General features: G+C 71.1%; 12 protein-coding genes. 7 read left to right on the top strand and 5 right to left on the bottom strand.

Going from position 1 to position 18,684, the window contains the following annotated elements:
- Nucleotides 1-14: 14 nt before the first annotated feature.
- The 3 genes from fae to IPJ95_03100 form a co-directional block, all read right to left on the bottom strand.
- Nucleotides 15-563, bottom strand: a complete 549-nt coding sequence (gene fae, locus IPJ95_03090; GenBank protein MBK7922601.1) for a formaldehyde-activating enzyme — start codon at nt 561-563, stop codon at nt 15-17.
- A gap of 153 nt (nt 564-716) precedes the next feature.
- The gene (locus IPJ95_03095) at nt 717-2,342 is read right to left on the bottom strand and encodes a M20/M25/M40 family metallo-hydrolase (protein ID MBK7922602.1); all 1,626 of its coding nucleotides are present in this window, start codon (nt 2,340-2,342) and stop codon (nt 717-719) included.
- 98 nt (nt 2,343-2,440) lie between these two features.
- Complete coding sequence (locus IPJ95_03100) at nt 2,441-3,319, bottom strand: DUF533 domain-containing protein (GenBank protein MBK7922603.1); 879 nt, start codon at nt 3,317-3,319, stop codon at nt 2,441-2,443.
- Between the two features lie 736 nt (nt 3,320-4,055).
- On the opposite strand from IPJ95_03100, the gene IPJ95_03105 reads away from it, so the two are divergent.
- The 7 genes from IPJ95_03105 to IPJ95_03135 all read left to right on the top strand — a co-directional run bounded on the left by IPJ95_03105 (nt 4,056) and on the right by IPJ95_03135 (nt 18,053).
- Entirely contained in the window at nt 4,056-6,998 is a 2,943-nt protein-coding gene (locus tag IPJ95_03105) for a SusC/RagA family TonB-linked outer membrane protein (protein ID MBK7922604.1), read from the top strand.
- Between the two features lie 42 nt (nt 6,999-7,040).
- Nucleotides 7,041-8,612, top strand: a complete 1,572-nt coding sequence (locus tag IPJ95_03110) for a RagB/SusD family nutrient uptake outer membrane protein (protein MBK7922605.1) — start codon at nt 7,041-7,043, stop codon at nt 8,610-8,612.
- A gap of 87 nt (nt 8,613-8,699) precedes the next feature.
- Complete coding sequence (locus tag IPJ95_03115; protein ID MBK7922606.1) at nt 8,700-10,283, top strand: alpha-amylase family protein; 1,584 nt, start codon at nt 8,700-8,702, stop codon at nt 10,281-10,283.
- 159 nt (nt 10,284-10,442) lie between these two features.
- A complete protein-coding gene (locus tag IPJ95_03120; GenBank protein MBK7922607.1) occupies nt 10,443-11,777 on the top strand; it encodes an alpha-amylase in 1,335 nt (444 codons plus the stop codon).
- 39 nt (nt 11,778-11,816) lie between these two features.
- The gene (locus IPJ95_03125; GenBank protein ID MBK7922608.1) at nt 11,817-14,294 is read left to right on the top strand and encodes a DUF4982 domain-containing protein; all 2,478 of its coding nucleotides are present in this window, start codon (nt 11,817-11,819) and stop codon (nt 14,292-14,294) included.
- Nucleotides 14,295-14,313: 19 nt separating this feature from the next.
- Nucleotides 14,314-16,938: a hypothetical protein gene (locus tag IPJ95_03130; protein ID MBK7922609.1), complete on the top strand. Its 2,625-nt coding sequence runs from the start codon at nt 14,314-14,316 to the stop codon at nt 16,936-16,938.
- Nucleotides 16,938-18,053, top strand: a complete 1,116-nt coding sequence (locus IPJ95_03135) for a glycosyl hydrolase 53 family protein (GenBank protein ID MBK7922610.1) — start codon at nt 16,938-16,940, stop codon at nt 18,051-18,053. Before IPJ95_03130 ends, IPJ95_03135 begins: the two co-directional genes overlap by 1 nt.
- Nucleotides 18,054-18,055: 2 nt before the next feature.
- On the opposite strand, the gene IPJ95_03140 is transcribed toward IPJ95_03135, so the two are convergent.
- Nucleotides 18,056-18,436, bottom strand: coding sequence for a hypothetical protein (locus tag IPJ95_03140; GenBank protein ID MBK7922611.1), 381 nt, complete (start codon nt 18,434-18,436; stop codon nt 18,056-18,058).
- A gap of 23 nt (nt 18,437-18,459) precedes the next feature.
- Complete coding sequence (locus IPJ95_03145) at nt 18,460-18,678, bottom strand: hypothetical protein (GenBank protein ID MBK7922612.1); 219 nt, start codon at nt 18,676-18,678, stop codon at nt 18,460-18,462.
- Nucleotides 18,679-18,684 lie beyond the last annotated feature (6 nt).

Raw genomic sequence — 18,684 nt, forward strand, 5'->3', positions numbered from 1 at the left:
GGGCGAAGGGTTGCCTAGAGCTGCCCGTCGAGGCCGAGCTGGTGGTAGTAGTGCACCACCTCGTCCTGGTGCTCGAGCAGCCAGTCGATCGTGGGCTCGCGGCGCATCGCCTTGCGGAGCGCCTTGGCGGTGGCCTCGCGATGGGTCTGGAAGAGGACCTTGTGGTCGAAGTCCGGCGCGTCGAGCACGGCGGGGTCGAGCCACACCGCGATGATGATGCCCAGCTCCTCCACCCGGTCCTTCGGGATGTCCCCGCTGCGCACCGCGTCGAGCACCCCGTTGGCGATCGCCGCCTGCACCGTGCCCATGAAGATGTTGGTGTAGCGGCTGTCGTCCACCGTCACCTTGCTCACCATCAGGGTGGCGGGCTTCACCTGGACGTCACTGTTGAGGATGGCGAAGACCCTGGTGTGGCCCTTGACCTGGTCCCCCACCAGCGTGGCGAGCGCGGTCCCCACCGGTCCATCGAGTTCGCCGATGACCACTTCCGGCTCGGCGGCAGACCAGGACGGCTCGGCCTCGACAAGGGCTTCACCGGTGCGGAGGACGATGCGCTGGGACATGGAGGGTCCTGGAAGACGGGAAACGGGAAACGGGAAACGGGAAGCAGAAGCCCAGAAATGGTAGTGGGGAAGAGGGAAGAGGGAAGAGGGAAGAGGGAGGGGGGAAGGGGCGCGGGGGACGGCGTGGTTCCGTCCCCCGGCCCGCACGACCGGTTACTTGAGGCGCGGCTTGGTGCTGCGCGGCGCGGCCTGGCACTCGGGCCAGGCCGTGGGGATGGGCCGGCGCGGTCCACGGGTGGTGTCGGCCCGGGCCCGTTCGGCGAGGGCCGCCAGGTCCACGCGCTCCCGGGTGACGGTCGCGCTGTCTTCCGCGGCCATGTAGGCGAGCATCGCGGCGAGGGTCGCGGTGGCGCGCAGGTCGTCGAAGACCACCTTGTCGTAGGTGTCGCGGTTGGTGTGCCAGGTATAGCTGCCGTAGTCCCAGCCGTGGGCACCGAGGCTGGTGGCCGGGAGGCCCCAGCAGGCAAAGGAGGCGTCGTCGCTCCCGCCGCCCGAGGGGAACCCGGGACCGCTGAAGGTGATCGGCTTGCGCAGCTCCTCCGGCAGCCGGGCGAGCCAGCCTTCCAGGTGGCGGGCCAGGTCAGGGAGGCCCGCCGCGCCGAGCCGGACGATGCGCCCGGTGCCGTTGTCCTGGTTGAGCAGCACCTGCAGCCCCTCACGCACCTCGGGGTGGTCCTCGCTGAAGGCGCGGGAGCCGACCAGGCCGTTCTCCTCCGAGGTCCAGTGGCCCACGAGGATGGTGCGGCTGGGCCGGGGGAGCACCTGCTTGAGGATCCGCATGGCCTCCATCATCACCACGGTGCCGGTGCCGTTATCGGTGGCGCCGGAGCTGCCGTCCCACGAATCGAAGTGGGCCGAGAGCATCACGTACTCTCCCGCCCGGCTGGTCCCGGGGATCACGGCCACGGTGTTGAACACCGGCTGCTCGCCCAGCAGCTCGGCGTCGAGATTGAGGCGCAGCTTCGGGCCCTGGTGGCGCTCGGTGAGGCGGTATACCAGCCCGTAGTCCTCGCAGGACAGTGCGACGGCGGGAGCACGGGTGTTGTAGGTATCGAAGATCTCGATGGTGCCCCAGGCGTCCTTGGGACGGCTGGTGATCATGCCGGCGATGCCGGCCTGCTCCAGGCGGAGGCCGAGTTCTCCGGTGCCGAGCGCCAGGCTGTAGCCGGTGCCACGGACGCTCGGGCCGGCCCACTCCCGGCGGGCCTGCGCCCGCAGGCTGTCCATCCGTACCTTCGCGTCCGGGGTGGCGTTCTTCTCCCAGTTCTCCACCGGGCGGCAGGTGGGCTGCGGCGCCGACACCAGCACGAACTTGCCCCGCGCCTGCGGCAGCCAGCGGACGAACTCGGTGCTGTCGGCGAATCGGGGGAGGATGACCGTCGTGGCGGTGAGGTCCTTCTTCCGGGTGCCGGGGCTGAAGCCCAGCATGGTGCCCTCGAGGGAGCGCACCCGCGGCGCCACCAGGTCGATATGTGAGGTGCCCCGGCGCCAGCCCCGCCAGCTGCCGGCCCGCTCGTTCCGGGCGGTGATGCCCCAGCTGGTGTAGGTGCGCACCAGCCAGTCGTTGCCGCTCTTCTGGAGCGCGGTGCCGGTAAGGCGGGGCCCGATGGAGTCGAACAGCACCTGCGCCAGGGGCTCGGCGCGCGAGCTGTCCATGCCGAGGGTCCAGATGCGGCGGAGGGCCGGGTCGTCGGCGGTGAAGGTCTGGGCGGTGAGCGGGGCGCGCAGCCCGGTGAGGACGGCCAGCAGTGCGAGGCCGCGCACGAACAGTGGGCGCATGGCGTGGATCCGATTGGGGGATGAGCGGCGGGCCGGCAGACGCCGGCCCGTGGATGCTACGTGGCGGCGGCCGGCGGCGTTGAGCCGCCGGCCGGGGGCTAGCGGCCCTGGATGGTGGCCAGCACGGTCTGGAGGTTGAGCGTCCGGGACTGCTCCTGGATCTGCTCCTGCACCCGCGGGAAGAGGGTGCGGGCCTCCTCCTGGAAGCGGGCGAAGAGCGCGCGGAGGTCGGCGGCGCTGAGCGACCGTCCCTGCGCGTAGTACTGGCTGGCCACGTGCCCCAGGGCATAGGTCGACGCGAAGGTCACCGCCGCCCCCGCCGCGACGCCGGCGGCCCCGCCGATCATGCCGCCGAAGAGCCCCTTGGTGAGTCCGCCCAGCACCCCGCGGACCACGCCTTCCATGACCTGGGCCGCGGCCCCGATGCCGAGGGTGCCGGCCAGGTCCTTGATCTGGTTGGCGTCGAGCTGCTGGCCGTGCCGCTGCCCGATCTGGTACACCAGGCGGAGCTGCAGGGGGATGATCGCCATGGTGGCGAGGCGCTCGGGGAGGAGCTCGAGGGCGCCGGTGAGCATCGCCTGGCGCATGATGAGGTCATTGAGGTCGGGACTCGGGGGCGTGCCGCTGCCCACCTCGGGCGGAGCCGTGGGGCCGGCGTTCCCCTCGATGCCGAGCGCGGCGCGGAGCTCGTCGAGGAAGCGCTGCTCCGCCTCGGAGGCGGGGCCATCGGCGTGGCAGGCCACCAGCGCGGTCTGGTAGGCCAGGCGGCGAGCCGGCTCGTCGGAGAGCTGGCGGGCCAGCTCGGCGGGGCGCACGGTGCCTTCCGCGATCTCGCGGGCGAGGGCGTCGAGGTCGGTGATGCCGGCGGCGTCGGCGACGGCGCGGAGCGCGGAGGTCTCGCGGGGATCCTCGCGGCCATCGGCGAGGGCGGCGGCGAGGGCGATGGTGACGATGAGCTTCTGGTCGGTGGCGTTCATGGGGCACTCCGGTGGACCGCAGCGATCAGCATGGCCGAGGGGGAAGAATAACGCGACCCTGGCGCGCGGTCACGGCGGGCGAGGGGGCGGCGTGGTCAGGGGGTCTCTGGGCCGGGGAGGGGCGGGCGGCGGAGCAGGCGCAGGCCCGTGGCCTGTGGTGTGGCCGCCGCAGTCTGGCGTTCTCGCGAGAATCCCTCCTTTATGGTGACAATTTCGTCGGAATGGGCGGGCGCGGCGACCGCGACTTTCTGAGGCCCCGCACGACCCCTGGGAGCGGTCGGAGGTCCTTGCAATGCATAAAGATACCTTCATGTGCACCTCACTCGAACTGCCGGAGGTGGTGGAGAATGCCTCTTGACGGTCCCGGTATCGGCCGGAATATTGGCTGCCGCGTGGGCGACGGTCTTGGAGCACCACTCCGTTTTTGGCCCCCCCGATTGCCCACGTTTCCTAGACGCGATCCTGCCTCGCCCGCCCCCGGGGTGGCCGCCCCGGGCCGCATCGATGCAGCCATCCGCCTGCCTCCCGAACGCGTGGACCACATGCGGGCATGCCCGACCCGTGGACAGCACAGGCTGGTGCCAGGCAGCGCCCCGAGGCGCTGGCTGCGCTCCGGGCCACCCCGACATTGGTTGTTCCCATGCTCCGGCCCGGTGGCCGGGGCTTTTTGTTGTTGAACGTTCCTGAAAGGAAGCGCGCGACTATGAATCGGCCAAGGCACATGTTAGGCGTGCTCATGGCGGCACTCTGGCTCACGCCCCTCGCTGCGCAGCAGACGACGGGCGGGCTGCGCGGGCACATCACCGACGAGGCGTCGCAGCGCCCGGTGGCGGGCGCGACGGTCTCGGTGGGCGGCCGCACCACCCTGTCCCGGGAGGACGGGACCTACCAGCTGATGGGCGTGCCGGCCGGGGAGGACTCGGTGCGGGTGCGGATGATCGGATACGCGCCCGCGGTGCGGGCGGTGAGCCTGGCGGCGGGGGAGATCGCCGACCTCGACATCGCGCTCACGGCGCAGGCGGTGGACCTCTCCGAGATGGTGGTGATCGGCTACGGTGAGCAGCAGGCGGGCAACATCATCGGCGCGGTCACCAGCGTCACCTCCGAGAGCTTCAACACCGGCCGGATCATCACCCCGACCGAGCTCATCCAGAGCAAGGCGGCGGGCGTGCAGGTGGTCGAGAACAACGAGCCGGGCGGCGGCACGACCATCCGGATCCGCGGCGCGACCTCCATCAACGCGAGCAGCGACCCGCTGATCGTGGTCGACGGCATGCCGCTCGGCACCGGCTCGGGCAGCGGCGTCAGCGTGGGCCGCGACGCGCTCAACTTCCTCAACACCCAGGACATCGAGAGCATCACGGTGCTGCGCGACGCCTCGGCGGCCGCGATCTACGGCGCCAACGCCGCCAACGGCGTGGTGATCATCACCACCAAGACGGGCAAGGGCCGCACCTCGCCGCGGTTCGAGTACAGCGGCAGCGTCTCGGCGTCGAGCATCACCAAGACGCCCTCGATGCTCAACGCGGCGCAGTTCCGCGCGGCGGTCACCCAGTACGCCCCGGGCAACGTGGCGCAGCTGCAGACCGCGAACACCGACTGGTTCGACCTGGTGAGCCGCACCGGCTACGGACAGGAGCAGAACTTCGCCCTGAGCGGCGCCGGGAACAGCTCCAACTACCGGCTGTCGTTCAACTACCTGGACCAGGACGGCATCATCCAGGGGACCACCGCCAAGCGGATCGGCCTCGGCATCAACTACAACCAGCTGCTGCTGGACGACCGGCTGAGCATCAAGACGAACCTGCGCGGCAGCCGGCAGGAGGACAAGTTCACGCCGGGCGGCGTGGTCTCGAACGCGGCGCAGTACGGCCCGACCCAGCCGGTGAAGGACAGCCTGTCGTCGACCGGCTTCTTCGAGTGGACCGGCGGCATCCAGTCGGCCGACAACCCGGTGGCGATCCTCAGCCTGGCGCGGGACGAGGCCACCACGTATCGCGGCATCGGCAACGTGCAGGGCGGGTACCGCCTGCCGTGGATCGAGGGTCTCGAGGCCAACGTGAACGTGGGCTTCGACGTGACCAAGGCCGACCGGGTGCAGTTCAACCCGAGCGTGATGCACAGCGAGACCAAGAACTCGCACTTCGGCAACTACTTCCGGCAGAACCCGACCCAGCAGAACGCGCTGGCCGAGGCGTACCTCAACTACGCCGTGCCGCGGCAGGTGGGCCCCGGGGCGCTGGACCTGACCGGCGGCTACTCGTTCGCCAAGTCGCACGCGGAGTTCCCGACGGTCCAGGCCGAGAGCCTGAGCACCGACCTGCTGGGCACCGACGGCGTGCCGTCGGCCAAGACCACCACGGCCCGGCTGTTCGTCACCGACGCGCGGCTCATCTCGCTGTTCGGGCGGGCCAACTACAACGTCAACGACCGGTACCTGGCGGCCTTCACGCTGCGGCGGGACGGCTCGTCGCGGTTCGGCAGCGGCAACCAGTGGGGCACGTTCCCCTCGGTGGCGCTGGCGTGGCGCCTGTCGGAGGAGTCGTTCCTGAAGGGGCGGTACAGCCTGTCGGACCTCAAGCTGCGGGGCTCGTGGGCGCGGACCGGCAACCAGTCGTTCGGCGACTACCTGTTCCAGTCCACCTACACGGTGGGCGACGCGCAGTCGCAGTACTGGATGGGCAACGGGTTCGTGACCACCATCCGGCCGAGCGCGGTGGACCCGAACATCAAGTGGGAGGCCACCCGGTCGTTCAACCTGGGCCTCGACTTCGGGTTCAGCAACCAGCGCTTCACCGGCACGGTCGACTGGTATGACAAGAAGACGACCGACCTGATCTTCTCGGTCCCGGCGGCGGCCGGCACGGTGCCGGGCGACTTCGTCACCACCAACATCGGCAGCATGCGCAACCGCGGCCTCGAGTTCACCCTGAGCGCCAAGGTGCTGCAGGGCAGCGCCGAGAACCGCAACGGCCTGCGCTGGACGGCCGACGTGACCGCGGCGCACAACAGCAACGAACTGCTCACCATCACCCCGTTCGGCGGCGCCGCGCAGCAGATCCTCACCGGCGGCATCGCCGGCGGCGTGGGCCAGACCATCCAGGTGCTGCGCCCGGGCGAGGCGGTCAACTCATTCTACGTGTACAAGCAGCTGTACCAGAACGGCAAGCCGGTCGAGGGGTCGTACAAGGACCTGAACAACGACGGCGTGATCAACCAGAACGACCGCCGGCCGTTCCACGACCCGGCGCCGAAGTGGATCCTGGGGCACTCGTCGTACCTGACCTACGGCAAGTTCGACGCGAGCTTCACGCTGCGGGCCTACCTGGGCAACTACGTGTACAACAACGTGGCGTCCAACCTCGGCACCTACTCCGAGGTGACCCGCGGCTCGCCGTACAACCTGCACTCGTCCGTGCTGGAGACCGACTTCACCACGCAGCAGCTCTTCTCGGACTACTATATTGAGAAGGCGTCGTTCCTGCGGATGGACAACATCACGGTGGGGTACTCCTTCGACCTCCGGGGGCAGTCGGCCCGGGTGTACGGCACGCTGCAGAACGCCTTCACCATCACCGGCTACAGCGGGGTGGACCCGACGGCGGGCCTCAACGGCATCGACAACAATCTCTATCCGCGCTCGCGCACCTTCAGCGGTGGCCTGAGCCTCCGCTTCTAGGCGCCCGACCGGAACCCTGAACCCTCGACAAGGGACTGAGACATGAATCGCACGTTACGCGCGATGCTCGCCGGAACCGCCACCGTGCTCTGCGCGGGGCTGGCCGGCTGCACCGACCCGACGGTTTCGCCGTCCAGCACGGTGACCGAAGAGAACATCTTCAAGGACCCGGCCTCGTACCAGGCCTTCCTGGCCAAGATCTACGCCGGGTTCTCGACCACCGGCCAGCAGGGCCCGGCCGGCAACAAGGACATCCAGACGATCAGCGACGAGGGCTTCTCCCAGTACATGCGGCTCTACTGGGAACACCAGGAGCTCTCGAGCGACGAGGCGGTGCTGGCCTGGGGTGACGGAGCCGTGCAGGAGTTCAACGGCCAGGCCTGGGGCTCCAGCAACGACTTCCTGGGGGCGATGTTCGCCCGGATCTACCTGGAGGTGGGGTGGACCAACGAGTTCCTGAAGCAGACCACGGACGGGCTGCTGACGGAGCGCGGGGTGAGCGCCGGCCTCAAGGCGCAGATCCAGCAGTTCCGGGCCGAGGCGCGCTTCCTCCGGGCGCTGGCGTACTGGCACGGGGTGGACCTGTTCGGGCCGATCCCGGTGGTGACGGTGAACAACCCGACGCCCCCCAAGCAGAACACCCGGCAGGAGGTGTACGACTTCATCGTGAGCGAGCTGATCGCGATCCAGCCGGACCTCCCGTCGGCGGGCGCGGGCACCTACGGCCGCGCCACGAAGGAGGCGGCGTCCATGCTGCTCGCCAAGGTGTACATGAACGCCGAGGTCTACACCGGCACGCCGCACTACGACCTGGCGCTGGCCGAACTCAGCAACGTGATCGCCGGGCCGTTCTCCCTGGATCCGAGCTACGACCACCTGTTCCAGGCGGACAACCACACCTCCCCGGAGATCATCTTCCCGATCGTCCAGGACGGGATCCACAGCAAGAGCTACGGCGGCACCACGTTCCTGATCCACGCCTCCTGTGGCAACGCGATGGACCCGGCCGACTACGGGGTGGACGGCTGCTGGTGGGGGCTGCGGCTCAAGCCCGAGGCGTACAACCGCTCGGTGGGCGATCCGCGTGCCGCGTTCTTCTACAACGACACGACGACCCAGTCGATCGCCATCGCGAGCCTGACGAACTTCGCCAACGGCATCCCGGCGCCCAAGTTCACCAACATCAAGTCAACCGGCGGCCAGGGCTCGGACGCGGCCTTCCCGGACACCGACTTCCCGATGTTCCGCCTGGGTGACGCCTACCTGATGTACGCCGAGGCGGTGCTGCGCGGCGGCGGCGGGAACAGCGGCACGGCGCTGGGCTACGTCAACGCCCTGCGGCAGCGGGCGTACGGCGACAACAGCGGCGACATCACCCTCGGCCAGATGGACCTCCAGTTCATCCTGGATGAGCGGGGCCGGGAGCTGCTGTGGGAAGGTCACCGCCGCACCGACCTGGTCCGCTACGGGCAGTTCACCGGCGGGACGTACATCTGGTCGTGGAAGGGGAACGTGCAGGCCGGCACCTCGACGCCGGACCACCTGAACCTGTACCCGATCCCGGCCTCCCAGCTGTCGGCCAACCCGAACCTGACGCAGAACCCGGGCTACTAGGCCGGGCCGCACCGCAGTGGAACCAACCCGCGGCTTCGCCGTTTCGGCGGTGAAGCCGCGGGGCTTTCCCCCTCCCCGGGCCGCACCATGACCCCTGCACCTCGCCCCTTCCGCACCGGGCTGCTGGCCCTGGCCCTCGTGGCCTGCGGCGACGGGCCCACCGATGCCCACGGCAACCCCAACCCGCCGCCCCCCCGCCCCACCGTGCCGGCCACCTGGCGCGCCAGCGGCCACATGGCCGCCGGCGACGTGATGGTGCACCTCTTCGACTGGCGCTGGGCCGACATCGCCACGGAGTGCGAGAACGTGCTCGGCCCGTCGGGCTTCCGGGCCGTGCAGGTCTCGCCGCCGCAGGAACACAGCATCGTCCCCACCCACGACTGGAGCGAGCGCTACCAGCCGGTGAGCTACAGCCTGGCCCGCAGCCGCTCCGGCACCGAGGCCGACTTCACGGACATGGTGGCCAGGTGCCATGCGGTGGGCGTGGACATCATCGTGGATGCGGTGATCAACCACATGACCAACTTCCCGAGCCCCGGCACGGGGAGTAACGGCACCGCCTACAGCAAGTACGACTATCCCGGCCTCTACACCCAGGCCGACTTCCACCCGCCCTGCACGGTGGGCAACTACCAGAGCGCGGCGAACGTCCAGGACTGCGAGCTGTTCTCGCTGCCGGACCTGGCGACCGACCGGCCCGGCGTGCGGCGGGCCATCGCCGACTACCTGCTGGCCCTGGCCCGGATGGGCGTGGCCGGCTACCGCGTCGACGCCGCCAAGCACATCCAGCAGGCGGACCTCGACGCCATCCTCGACACCGTCAACGTGACCCTGCAGGGCGAGGGCCGTCCCCTGCCCTACGTGTACCTCGAGGTGAGCGGCGCCTCGGGCGAGGCGATCGGCGAGGGCGACTACTTCGGGATCGGTTACTCCTCGGGCGGGGCGGCCGACATCACCGAGTTCACCTTCCTGGGCACCGGGAACAAGTTCCTGGGGACGAACGGCGAGCATGTGTCGCAGCTCAACCCGGCCGGGCCGGCGGGATCGCAGTTCTCGGAGCTGGCCTGGGGCATCATGCCGACCGGCAAGGCGCTGGTGTTCCTGCAGAACCACGACACCCAGCACGGCTGCGGGCTCGACTACCGCGACGGCGACGTGTTCCGGCTGGCCAACGTCTGGATGCTGGCCGAGCCGTACGGCTACCCGCTGGTGCTCTCGAGCTTTGCGTTCAGCTGCCCCGGGGGAAACAGCATGGGGCCGCCGTCGGACGCGGACGGCTGGACCCTGCCGGTGACCTGCGCCGGCAGCCTGGAGGCCGCCGCGATCGGGCAGTGGGTGTGCGAACACCGGGACCCGGCGATCCGCTCGATGGTGGCATTCCGGCGGGCCGTGGCCGGCACCGGCGTGACCCACTGGTGGGACAACGGCGCCAACGCGATCGCCTTTGCACGGGGCACACTGGGCTTCGTGGCCATCAACCGCGAGGTCGACAGCCTGCAGGTGGCCCTGCCCACCGGACTGGTACCCGGTACCTACTGCGACCGGTTGACCGGCGGCCGGACCGGCGCCAGCTGCGCGGGAGCGAGCCTCGTGGTGGATTCCACGGGGTCGGCGCCGGTGCTCCTGGCCCCGATGCGGGCGGTGGCGGTGGACACGGGGACGAAGCTCTGAGGCTGGGCAGAGGGGAAGCGGGAAGCGGGAAGCGGGAAGCGGGAAACGGGAAGCGGCGACCGAGCCCCGTGGGGGAGCGGCGAAGCCGCGACCCGGGGGGCGAGGGAGCGCGGGAAGCGGGCACGCCAACGATCGGTTCAGGAGACGGCACGGATGCGCATGCACGATTCACTGGTCGCCGGGGCAGTGGCCCTCGCCACCATGGCGGGGCCCCTCGGGGCCCAGGCGCTGGCCCCGGACACGTCGTGGGTGCGCCGAAGCGCCCTGTACGAGGTGTTCGTCCAGGATTTCTCGCCCTCCGGTGACTTCCGCGGGGTGATCGAGGGCCTCGACCGGATCGAGTCGGCGGGTGCCGACGTGGTATGGCTCATGCCCATCCACCCGATCGGCGAGAAGAACCGCAAGGGGACCCTCGGCTCCCCTTACGCCCCGCGCGACTACCGCGCCATCAACCCCGCCTACGGCACCGCGGAGGACTTCCGCGCGCTGGTCGAGGCGGTGCACGCCCGGGGGATGAAGCTGATCCTGGACTGGGTGCCCGACCACACCTCGCCGGACCACCATTGGGTCATGGAACACCCCGACTACTACTTCCGCGACGCGCAGGGGGTGCCGATGGTGCCCCGGGACGCCGACGGCAAGCTGACCGACTGGACCGACGTGGCCCAGCTCGACTTCGGCAATCCGGCGCTGCGCCGGGAGATGACGGCCGCCATGCAATGGTGGCTCACCGAGTTCGGGATCGACGGCTACCGGGTGGACGTCGCCGGGTTCGTGCCGATCGGCTACTGGCGCGAGGCGCTGCCGGCCCTCCGCGCCGCGGTGCCCCGCCCCATCCTGCTGCTGGCCGAGTGGGGCGACCTCGCGCTGCACGGCGCGGGGTTCGACCTGACCTACGGCTGGGACGGCTACAAGCGGCTCAAGAAGGTCTGGAGCGGAGGCTCGGCCTCGGACTTTGTGCGCGACGAGATCGCCGACCTGCACCAGATGCCGCCCGGCGGCATGCGGCTGCGCTTCACCACCAACCACGACGAGACGGCGTGGGACAAGCCGCCGGGGGCCATCTTCGGCGCCGGCGCGGGGGCGCGGGCGGCCTTCGCCGCCACGGCGCTGCTGCCGGGCCGGCCGCTGCTCTACAACGGGCAGGAGGTGGAAAGCCCGCAGGCGCTGCCGCTGTTCGAGCGCGAGCTGGTGCAGTGGGACCAGCCACAGGCGGACAGCGCGCGGGCCTTCTACCGCCGGATCCTTGAACTGACCCGCACCCAGCCGGCGCTCATGCGCGGCGACTTCGTCTCGATCAGCACCGACGCGCCGTACGACGTGATCGCCTACCGGCGGGGCGGCATCGTGGTGCTGGTGAACCCGCGGCCCAAGGCGGTGCGGGTGCACGTGACCGGCATCGAGCTCGGGGGCCGCAAGGACCTGCTCACCGGCCGCACCCAGCGCGGCGACCACCTCACGCTCCCGCCGCATGGCATCCTCCTGCTGCAGTGACCGCCGAGCCGGCCGCCACCCCTGCCCACTGGTGATCCGATGATGCGCCCCGCGTCGGTCCTGTTGCTCTGCGCCACGCTCCTGGCCGCGCCCGCCGCCGGCCAGGGCACGCGCTGGTCGATGGATCCGGGCTGGCGCTTTACCAGGGGCGACCCCGCGGGCGCCGAGGCGCCCGGGTTCAATGACCGCGCGTGGCGCCGGGTCGACGTGCCGCACGACTGGAGCATCGAGGGCACCCCGACGGAGGACGCCCCGGGCGGCGGCCGGGTGGGGTACTTCCCCAACGGGGTCGGCTGGTATCGCAAGACCTTCCGGCTGCCGGCGGGCGCGCAGACCGGCGCCATCTGGCTCGAGTTCGACGGCGTCTACATGAACAGCGACGTCTGGCTCAACGGGGTGCACCTGGGCCGGCGGCCCTACGGGTACTCGAGCTTCGCGTACGACATCACCCGCCGGCTCCGCCCCGGCGAGAACGTCGTGGCGGTCCGGGTGGACAACTCCGCCGAGCCCAACTCCCGCTGGTACACGGGGAGCGGCATCTACCGCCACGTCTGGCTGCGCACCATGGCCCCGCTGCACCTGGGCCACTGGGGCACCTTCGTGACCACCCCGCGCGCCGACACGGCGGGCGCCGAGATCGCGGTGCGGACCCGGATCGAGAACGACGGGACCGTGCCACGCCGGGGCGTGCTGGCATCGGCCGTGGTCGGGCCCGGGGGCGGGCTGCTGACGCGGGTGGAGACACCGTTCTCGCTGGGTGCCGGGCAAACGCTGGAACTGGAGCAGACGCTGACCCTCGCCGCGCCGCGGCTCTGGTCGGTCGAGTCCCCGCACCTGTATATGCTGCGGTCGGTCATCTCGGATGGGGGCGCGCGCGCCTTCACTCATGACCTCGCGGACACCCCGTTCGGCATCCGGTCCACCGCCTGGGACGCCGACCGCGGTTTCCTGCTCAACGGCCGGCCGGTGAAGCTCCGCGGCGTGAACCTGCACCACGATGCCGGCGGCCTCGGCGCCGCGGTACCGGAACGGGTGTGGCTGGAGCGGCTCACCGCGCTCAAGGCGATGGGCGCCAACGCCATCCGCACCAGCCACAACCCGCCCGCGCCGGAGTTCCTGGACCTGTGCGATCGGCTGGGCTTCCTGGTCATGGCCGAGGCGTTCGACGAGTGGACCATCGGCAAGGTGCCCGAGGGCTACCACCGCTACTTTGCGGAGTGGTCGGAGCGCGACGTCACGGACTTCGTGCGACGGGACCGCAATCATCCGTCCATCGTGCTGTGGAGCGCGGGGAACGAGATCGGCGAGCAGGTCACGCCCGACGGCGTGGCGGTGCTGCAGCGGCTGCTCGACCTCTTCCACCGCGAGGACCCGACCCGGCCGGTGACCACCGGCAACGACAACATCGCCGCCGACGGACGGCCCGCCACGCTGCCCTTCCTCGAGGCCCTCGACATCGTGGGCTACAACTACGTGGACCGGTGGCGCGAGCGGCGGGAGCTCTACGCCGAGCCGGACCGCCACGACCACCCCGACTGGAAGATGATCGGCACCGAGAGCGGGACGATCTTCCAGTCGTTCGACGAGCAGTACTCGCTGGGGGACGATCCCGCGGTGCCGCGGCCGAACTACACCTCGGGGATGATCACCGCGGAGCGGCTGTGGAAGTGGGTTACGCTGCACGACTACTTCAGCGGCAACTTCATGTGGACCGGGATCGACTACCTGGGGGAGAGCACCTGGCCCTTCAAGGGATTCCCCTCGGGGGCGATGGACCTCACCGGCCTGCCGAAGGACATCTACTACCTGTACCAGAGCCTGTGGAGCACCGAGCCGGTGCTGCGGCTCTTCCCGCACTGGAACTGGCCGGGGCGCGAGGGCCAGGTGATCCCGGTGCTGGCCTACTCCAGCTGCAACATCGTGGAGCTCTTCCTCAACGGCCGCTCCCTGGGCGAGCAACGCAAGGAGTTCCCGGCGCCGGGCACCGCCGGGGGCTGGAACACCTACGCCGAGCCCCGGGTGCACCCGACCACGACCGACCTGCACTTCCGCTGGGACGTGCCCTACGAACCCGGGGTGCTGCGGGCGGTGGGCAAGCGGCGGGACGGCACGCCGGCCTGTGAGGCGGAGGTCCGCACTGCGGGGCCGGCCGCGGCGCTGCGGTTCATCGCGGCGCGCGACACCCTCACCACCACGCCCGGCGATGTGCTGCTGGCGCGGGTGGAGGTGGTGGACGCGGCGGGGGTGGTGGTGCCCACCGCCGGCCCGGAGGTGCGGGTGGCGGTGCGCGGGGGCACCCTGGTGACCCTGGACAACGCCGACCTGCAGGACCTCACGCCCTACGGCGGCGACCGGCGCCGGGTCTTCAGCGGGCGTGGCCTGGCGGTGGTACGCGCGGCCGGCCACGGCACGCTGACGGTCACCGCGACCACGGATGGCCTCGCTCCGGCTACCCTGACACTCCCCGTGGCCAGCGGCCCAGTGCCGCCGACGATCCCAGCCGTCGCGCCACGATGATCCGATCGGAAAGCCCCGCATGCGCCTGATCCCCGCGCTGGCCCTCGTGCTCCCCGCCCTGCTCGGCGTCCCCGCGAGCCTGCCGGCCCAGCGGCCAGCCACCCGTGCCGCGTACATCGATGGCGCGGGGGTGATGCGCTGGAAGGACGACCGCACCGAGGTGGCGCTGTTCGGCGCCAACTACGTGATCCACACCGCCAGCGACTACCGCGCGGCCGGGCACGCCGGCGGCGACCGCAAGGCGATGATCGACGAGGACATGGCGCAGTTTGCCCGGATGGGGTGGGACGGGCTCCGGCTGACGTTCTGGGGCGACTGGGAGTCGGCCGACAGCCTGGGCAACCTGCTGGCCACCGACCACCTGGACCTGCTCGACTGGCTGATCGCCCGCGCCCGCGCCCGGGGCATCTACATGCTGTTCAGCCCCATCCAGCTCTACAACGCCAAGTGGCCGGACGCCCTCGCAGACACCACCGCCCCCGGCTTCGGCCGGCGCTACCCGCGGGAGCGGATGGGCACCGACCCGGCGGCCATCGCCGCGCAGGTGACCTACCTGCGGCAGATCCTCAATCACGTGAATCCCTACACCGGGGTGGCCCTCAAGGACGAGCCGGCGTTCCTGTTCCTGGAGCTGGTGAACGAGCCGGTGCACCACCCGGACGACCTCGCGGGTTCGGTCCGCTACATCAACACCCTCACCGACGCGGTCCGCTCCACCGGCTGCCGCACCCCGATCTTCTACAACGTGAGCCAGGACTTCCGCATCGGCGAGGCGATCCGGCGTTCCAAGGCCCAGGGCATCACCTTCGGCTGGTACCCCTCCGCCTTGAACGCAGGCTACGAGCTCCCGGGCAACTTTCTGCGCGCCGTGGACGACTTCCCCGACATGCGCCGTCCCGAGCTGGCGCGGCTGCCGCGGATCGTCTACGAGTTCGACAGCCCCGACCTCCGCACCGGTACCATGTACCCGGCGATGGCACGCGCCTTCCGGGCGGTGGGGGCGCAGTTCGCGGCGATGTTCGCCTACGACATGCAGCGGACGGCCTCGCGCAACCTGGGGTGGCAGACCCACTACCTGAGCCTGGCCTACACCCCGCGGAAAGCGATGAGCGCCATCGTGGCCGCCGAGGCGATGAAGCGGCTCCCCCGCGGCCGGGACTACGGCCCCTACCCCGGCAACACCCGCTTCGGCGACTTCCACGTGTCGGCGGACGAGAACCTGGGCGAGCTGGTGGCGGCGGATGCCTTCCTCTACGCCGGCTCCACCCGGTCCGTGCCCCCCGACCCGGCGGCGCTGCGCCGCATCGCGGGGTACGGCTCGTCCCCGACGGTGACCTACGGTGGCGAGGGGATCTACTTCATGGACCGGGTGCGTGCCGGCCTGTGGCGCCTGGAGGTGTATCCCGACGCGGTACCGGTGCGGGACCCGTTCGAGCTGCCGCGACCGGACAAGATCGTCACCCGCGCCATCCGCCGCCCGTGGCCGATGACCGTGGCCCTGCCGGACCTGGGGCGGGGCTTCGCGGTGCAGTCCGTGACCCCCGGCAGCGGCGCGCCCACGCGGGCGGAGGATGGACGCTTCGTGGTGATGCCGGGCGTGTACCTGCTGAGCGCCGCCGGCCCGGTCGATATCGCCACGCTCCCGACCCACGTGGGCCAGGTGGGCATGACCGAGTACCACGCCCCGCCCGAGGACACCCTCCCCACCGTCGTGACGCCCCTCGCCCCGGCGGCGCTGCTGGCCGGCCGCGAGGCGGTGCTGCGCGCCCGGGTGGTGGATCCGACGCCGCCGGATTCGGCGCGGCTCTTCCTGCGGCGCACCGCGGGGGACTGGTACCACGCCTACCCCATGCAGCCGGCGGGCGGCTACGAGTACGCCGCCAGCATCCCCGGCGGGGAGCTGCGCGCGGGGCCCTACGAGTACGTGATCACGCTCTACCGTGACGGGAGGGCCACCACCTTTCCCGGCCACCGCGCCGCCCAGCCGTGGGACTGGAACTTCGGCGCGGAAGGATCCTGGCCCCTGCCGGTGGTGGATCCCGGCACCCCGCTCACGCTGTTCGATCCCGCCACCGACGTGCACCGTCTGGCCTTCACCCGCATCGGCGACGCGGGGCGGAGCGGGCGCTTCCAGGTGGGGCTCTCGCCGCGCACTGGGGGCACCGTCTTTCACCTGCCGCTGCCGGTGGACCGGAGCGGCTGGAGCCCGGAGGACTACACGGCGTCACTGGTGGTCGCCGACCGGGTGAGCGCCCGCGGAGAGGCGATCGCCGCCGCCACCCGCCTGCGCCTGCGGGCGCGTGGCCTCGGCGCCGGCCAGCGGCTGTACCTCACCCTGATGGAAGACGACGGCACCAGCTGGAGCGCGGCGGTGCCGCTCGACAGTGCCTGGGCCGAACTGGAGGTCCCCCTCGCGAGCCTTACCGTGGCGCGCGGCGTGCTCCTGCCGCAGGGGTTTCCGGGAGAGTGGAACTACTGGGTAGGACCGGCGGCGGGGCGGGGCGGCGCGGGGGATGGCCTGCGGCGGGAACGGCTGGAGCGGCTGCAGCTCTCGCTCCGGCGCGTGGACGGGATGGCGGCGGCGCCGGACGCGTACGGGGTGGAGGTGGAATGGGTGCGGCTCGAGTTCGGGGATGGCCCCTGATGCACGGCCTGCGGCTGCCGGGCTGGTGGGCGGCCCTGGGCGGTGTCCTCGCCTGCACCACGGGAGTCGAGCAGGGCGCCTCCGCACCGCGGCCAGCGCTCCGCGGCGCGGACATCTCGGCCCTGGAGCGGCTGGAGTCGGCCGGGGCGGTCTTTCGGGATGACGGGGCGCCCGGCGATGCCATCGCGATCCTCCGGAGCCACGGGGCCAACCTCTTCCGGCTGCGCCTCTTTCTCCAGCCGGATGGCAGCGAGGTACAGGTCAACGACCTCGAGTACACCTTGCGCCTGGCCCAGCGGGTGAAGGCCTCCGGCGCGGGGCTGCTGCTTGACTTGCATTACTCGGACACCTGGGCGGATCCGGCCCACCAGACGACCCCCGCGGCCTGGGACACCCTGGACCTCGCGGGACTGGAACAGGCGGTCGAGGCCTACACCGCCGACGTCCTGGCCCGCTTCCGCGCCGCCGGCTGCGCTCCGGACATCGTGCAGGTGGGGAATGAGGTCGATGACGGGATGCTCTGGCCGCTGGGGCGGCTGAGTGGCGCCCCGGACACCACCACGGGCTGGGACCAGTTCACCCGGCTGCTCCAGGCCGGCATCCGGGGCGTGCATGCTGGCGGCGGCGCCGGTGACTCGACCCGCGTCCTCATCCACTTCTCGCAGGGCGGGTCCGCCGCGGCGACGCAGTGGTTCTTCGACCACCTGGTGGCGCGGGGGGTGCCATTCGACCTGATCGGCCTGAGTTACTACCCGTGGTGGCACGGCACGATCGGCGAGCTGCGGGCCAACCTGGGCGCGACGGCGGGCCGCTACGGTCGGGGCATCCTGGTGGTGGAGACGGCCTACCCGTGGCGGGCAGGCGGGTGGGAGGGGATCGTCCCCGACGCCACCACGCTGCGCTGGCCGGTGACCCGCGAGGGCCAGGCCCGATTCCTCCGGGACCTGATGGAAGCGGTAGGATCGGTCGGTGCGGGCCGCGGGGTGGGTGTGCTCTGGTGGTATCCGGAGGCGGTGCCGGCCACCGGGCTGTACGTCTGGGGCAACGGCAGCCTGGCGCTGTTCGACGGCGAGGGCCGGGCGCTCCCGGCCACGGCGGCGCTGGCACCCCCGTGAGGCTAGGGTGCGCGGACGTTCGCCGTGCTGGCGAAGATCCGCGCCGCGACCACCAGCTCCACCAGCGCGCCGGGGGAGAGCAGCAGGTCCCCGCTGCGGAACACCGGCCCGGCGGCGGACCGGACCTCGATCTCGAGCACGCCGCCGTTCACCAGCGCGGACTGCGGGATCACGAAGCGGCTGGCCATGCCCGGGTGCACCGTGCCGAGGCGGCGATTGAGGCCGCGGCCGGTGACGTAGACATCGACCGGGACGGCGTGGTTGCTCGTCACCTCGATGGCCGTGGGCACCGGGGCCGGCGTACCGGGGGCGGCACCGGCATTGCCGCCGCCACAGGCGGTGGCGAGGAACAGGCCAAGGACGAGGAGCGGGCGGACGAGCATGGGTGCCTCCGGGAAACGGGCCGTCAGCGATCCGGCGTGGGCGACCCGGCGCGCGAAGCCCGGAACGCCAGGAGCAGCATCGCCAGCCCGAAGGCGAGCAGCGCGAGCCCCCACCAGAGGTTCACGTTGATGCCGAGGGAGCGGGCGTAGATTTCGGGACCGGAGACGATCCCGAAGCCCGTGAGCAGCACGCCGAAGATCGTGAACATGAGCCCCATGGGCAGGCGCAGGTCGAGGTTCATGGCGAG

The sequence above is a fragment of the Gemmatimonadota bacterium genome, assembly GCA_016713785.1.
In the GTDB taxonomy this organism is placed as follows: domain Bacteria; phylum Gemmatimonadota; class Gemmatimonadetes; order Gemmatimonadales; family GWC2-71-9; genus JADJOM01.

What these genes read in the sequence shown, in the direction of transcription:
- IPJ95_03100 (MBK7922603.1), bottom strand. Translation starts at nt 3,319, where the DNA reads ATGAACGCCACCGACCAGAAGCTCATCGTCACCATCGCCCTCGCCGCC.
- IPJ95_03135 (MBK7922610.1), top strand. Translation starts at nt 16,938, where the DNA reads ATGCACGGCCTGCGGCTGCCGGGCTGGTGGGCGGCCCTGGGCGGTGTC.
- IPJ95_03125 (MBK7922608.1), top strand. Translation starts at nt 11,817, where the DNA reads ATGATGCGCCCCGCGTCGGTCCTGTTGCTCTGCGCCACGCTCCTGGCC.
- IPJ95_03110 (MBK7922605.1), top strand. Translation starts at nt 7,041, where the DNA reads ATGAATCGCACGTTACGCGCGATGCTCGCCGGAACCGCCACCGTGCTC.
- IPJ95_03105 (MBK7922604.1), top strand. Translation starts at nt 4,056, where the DNA reads ATGGCGGCACTCTGGCTCACGCCCCTCGCTGCGCAGCAGACGACGGGC.
- IPJ95_03130 (MBK7922609.1), top strand. Translation starts at nt 14,314, where the DNA reads ATGCGCCTGATCCCCGCGCTGGCCCTCGTGCTCCCCGCCCTGCTCGGC.
- IPJ95_03115 (MBK7922606.1), top strand. Translation starts at nt 8,700, where the DNA reads ATGACCCCTGCACCTCGCCCCTTCCGCACCGGGCTGCTGGCCCTGGCC.
- IPJ95_03095 (MBK7922602.1), bottom strand. Translation starts at nt 2,342, where the DNA reads ATGCGCCCACTGTTCGTGCGCGGCCTCGCACTGCTGGCCGTCCTCACC.
- IPJ95_03145 (MBK7922612.1), bottom strand. Translation starts at nt 18,678, where the DNA reads ATGAACCTCGACCTGCGCCTGCCCATGGGGCTCATGTTCACGATCTTC.
- IPJ95_03120 (MBK7922607.1), top strand. Translation starts at nt 10,443, where the DNA reads ATGCACGATTCACTGGTCGCCGGGGCAGTGGCCCTCGCCACCATGGCG.
- fae (MBK7922601.1), bottom strand. Translation starts at nt 563, where the DNA reads ATGTCCCAGCGCATCGTCCTCCGCACCGGTGAAGCCCTTGTCGAGGCC.
- IPJ95_03140 (MBK7922611.1), bottom strand. Translation starts at nt 18,436, where the DNA reads ATGCTCGTCCGCCCGCTCCTCGTCCTTGGCCTGTTCCTCGCCACCGCC.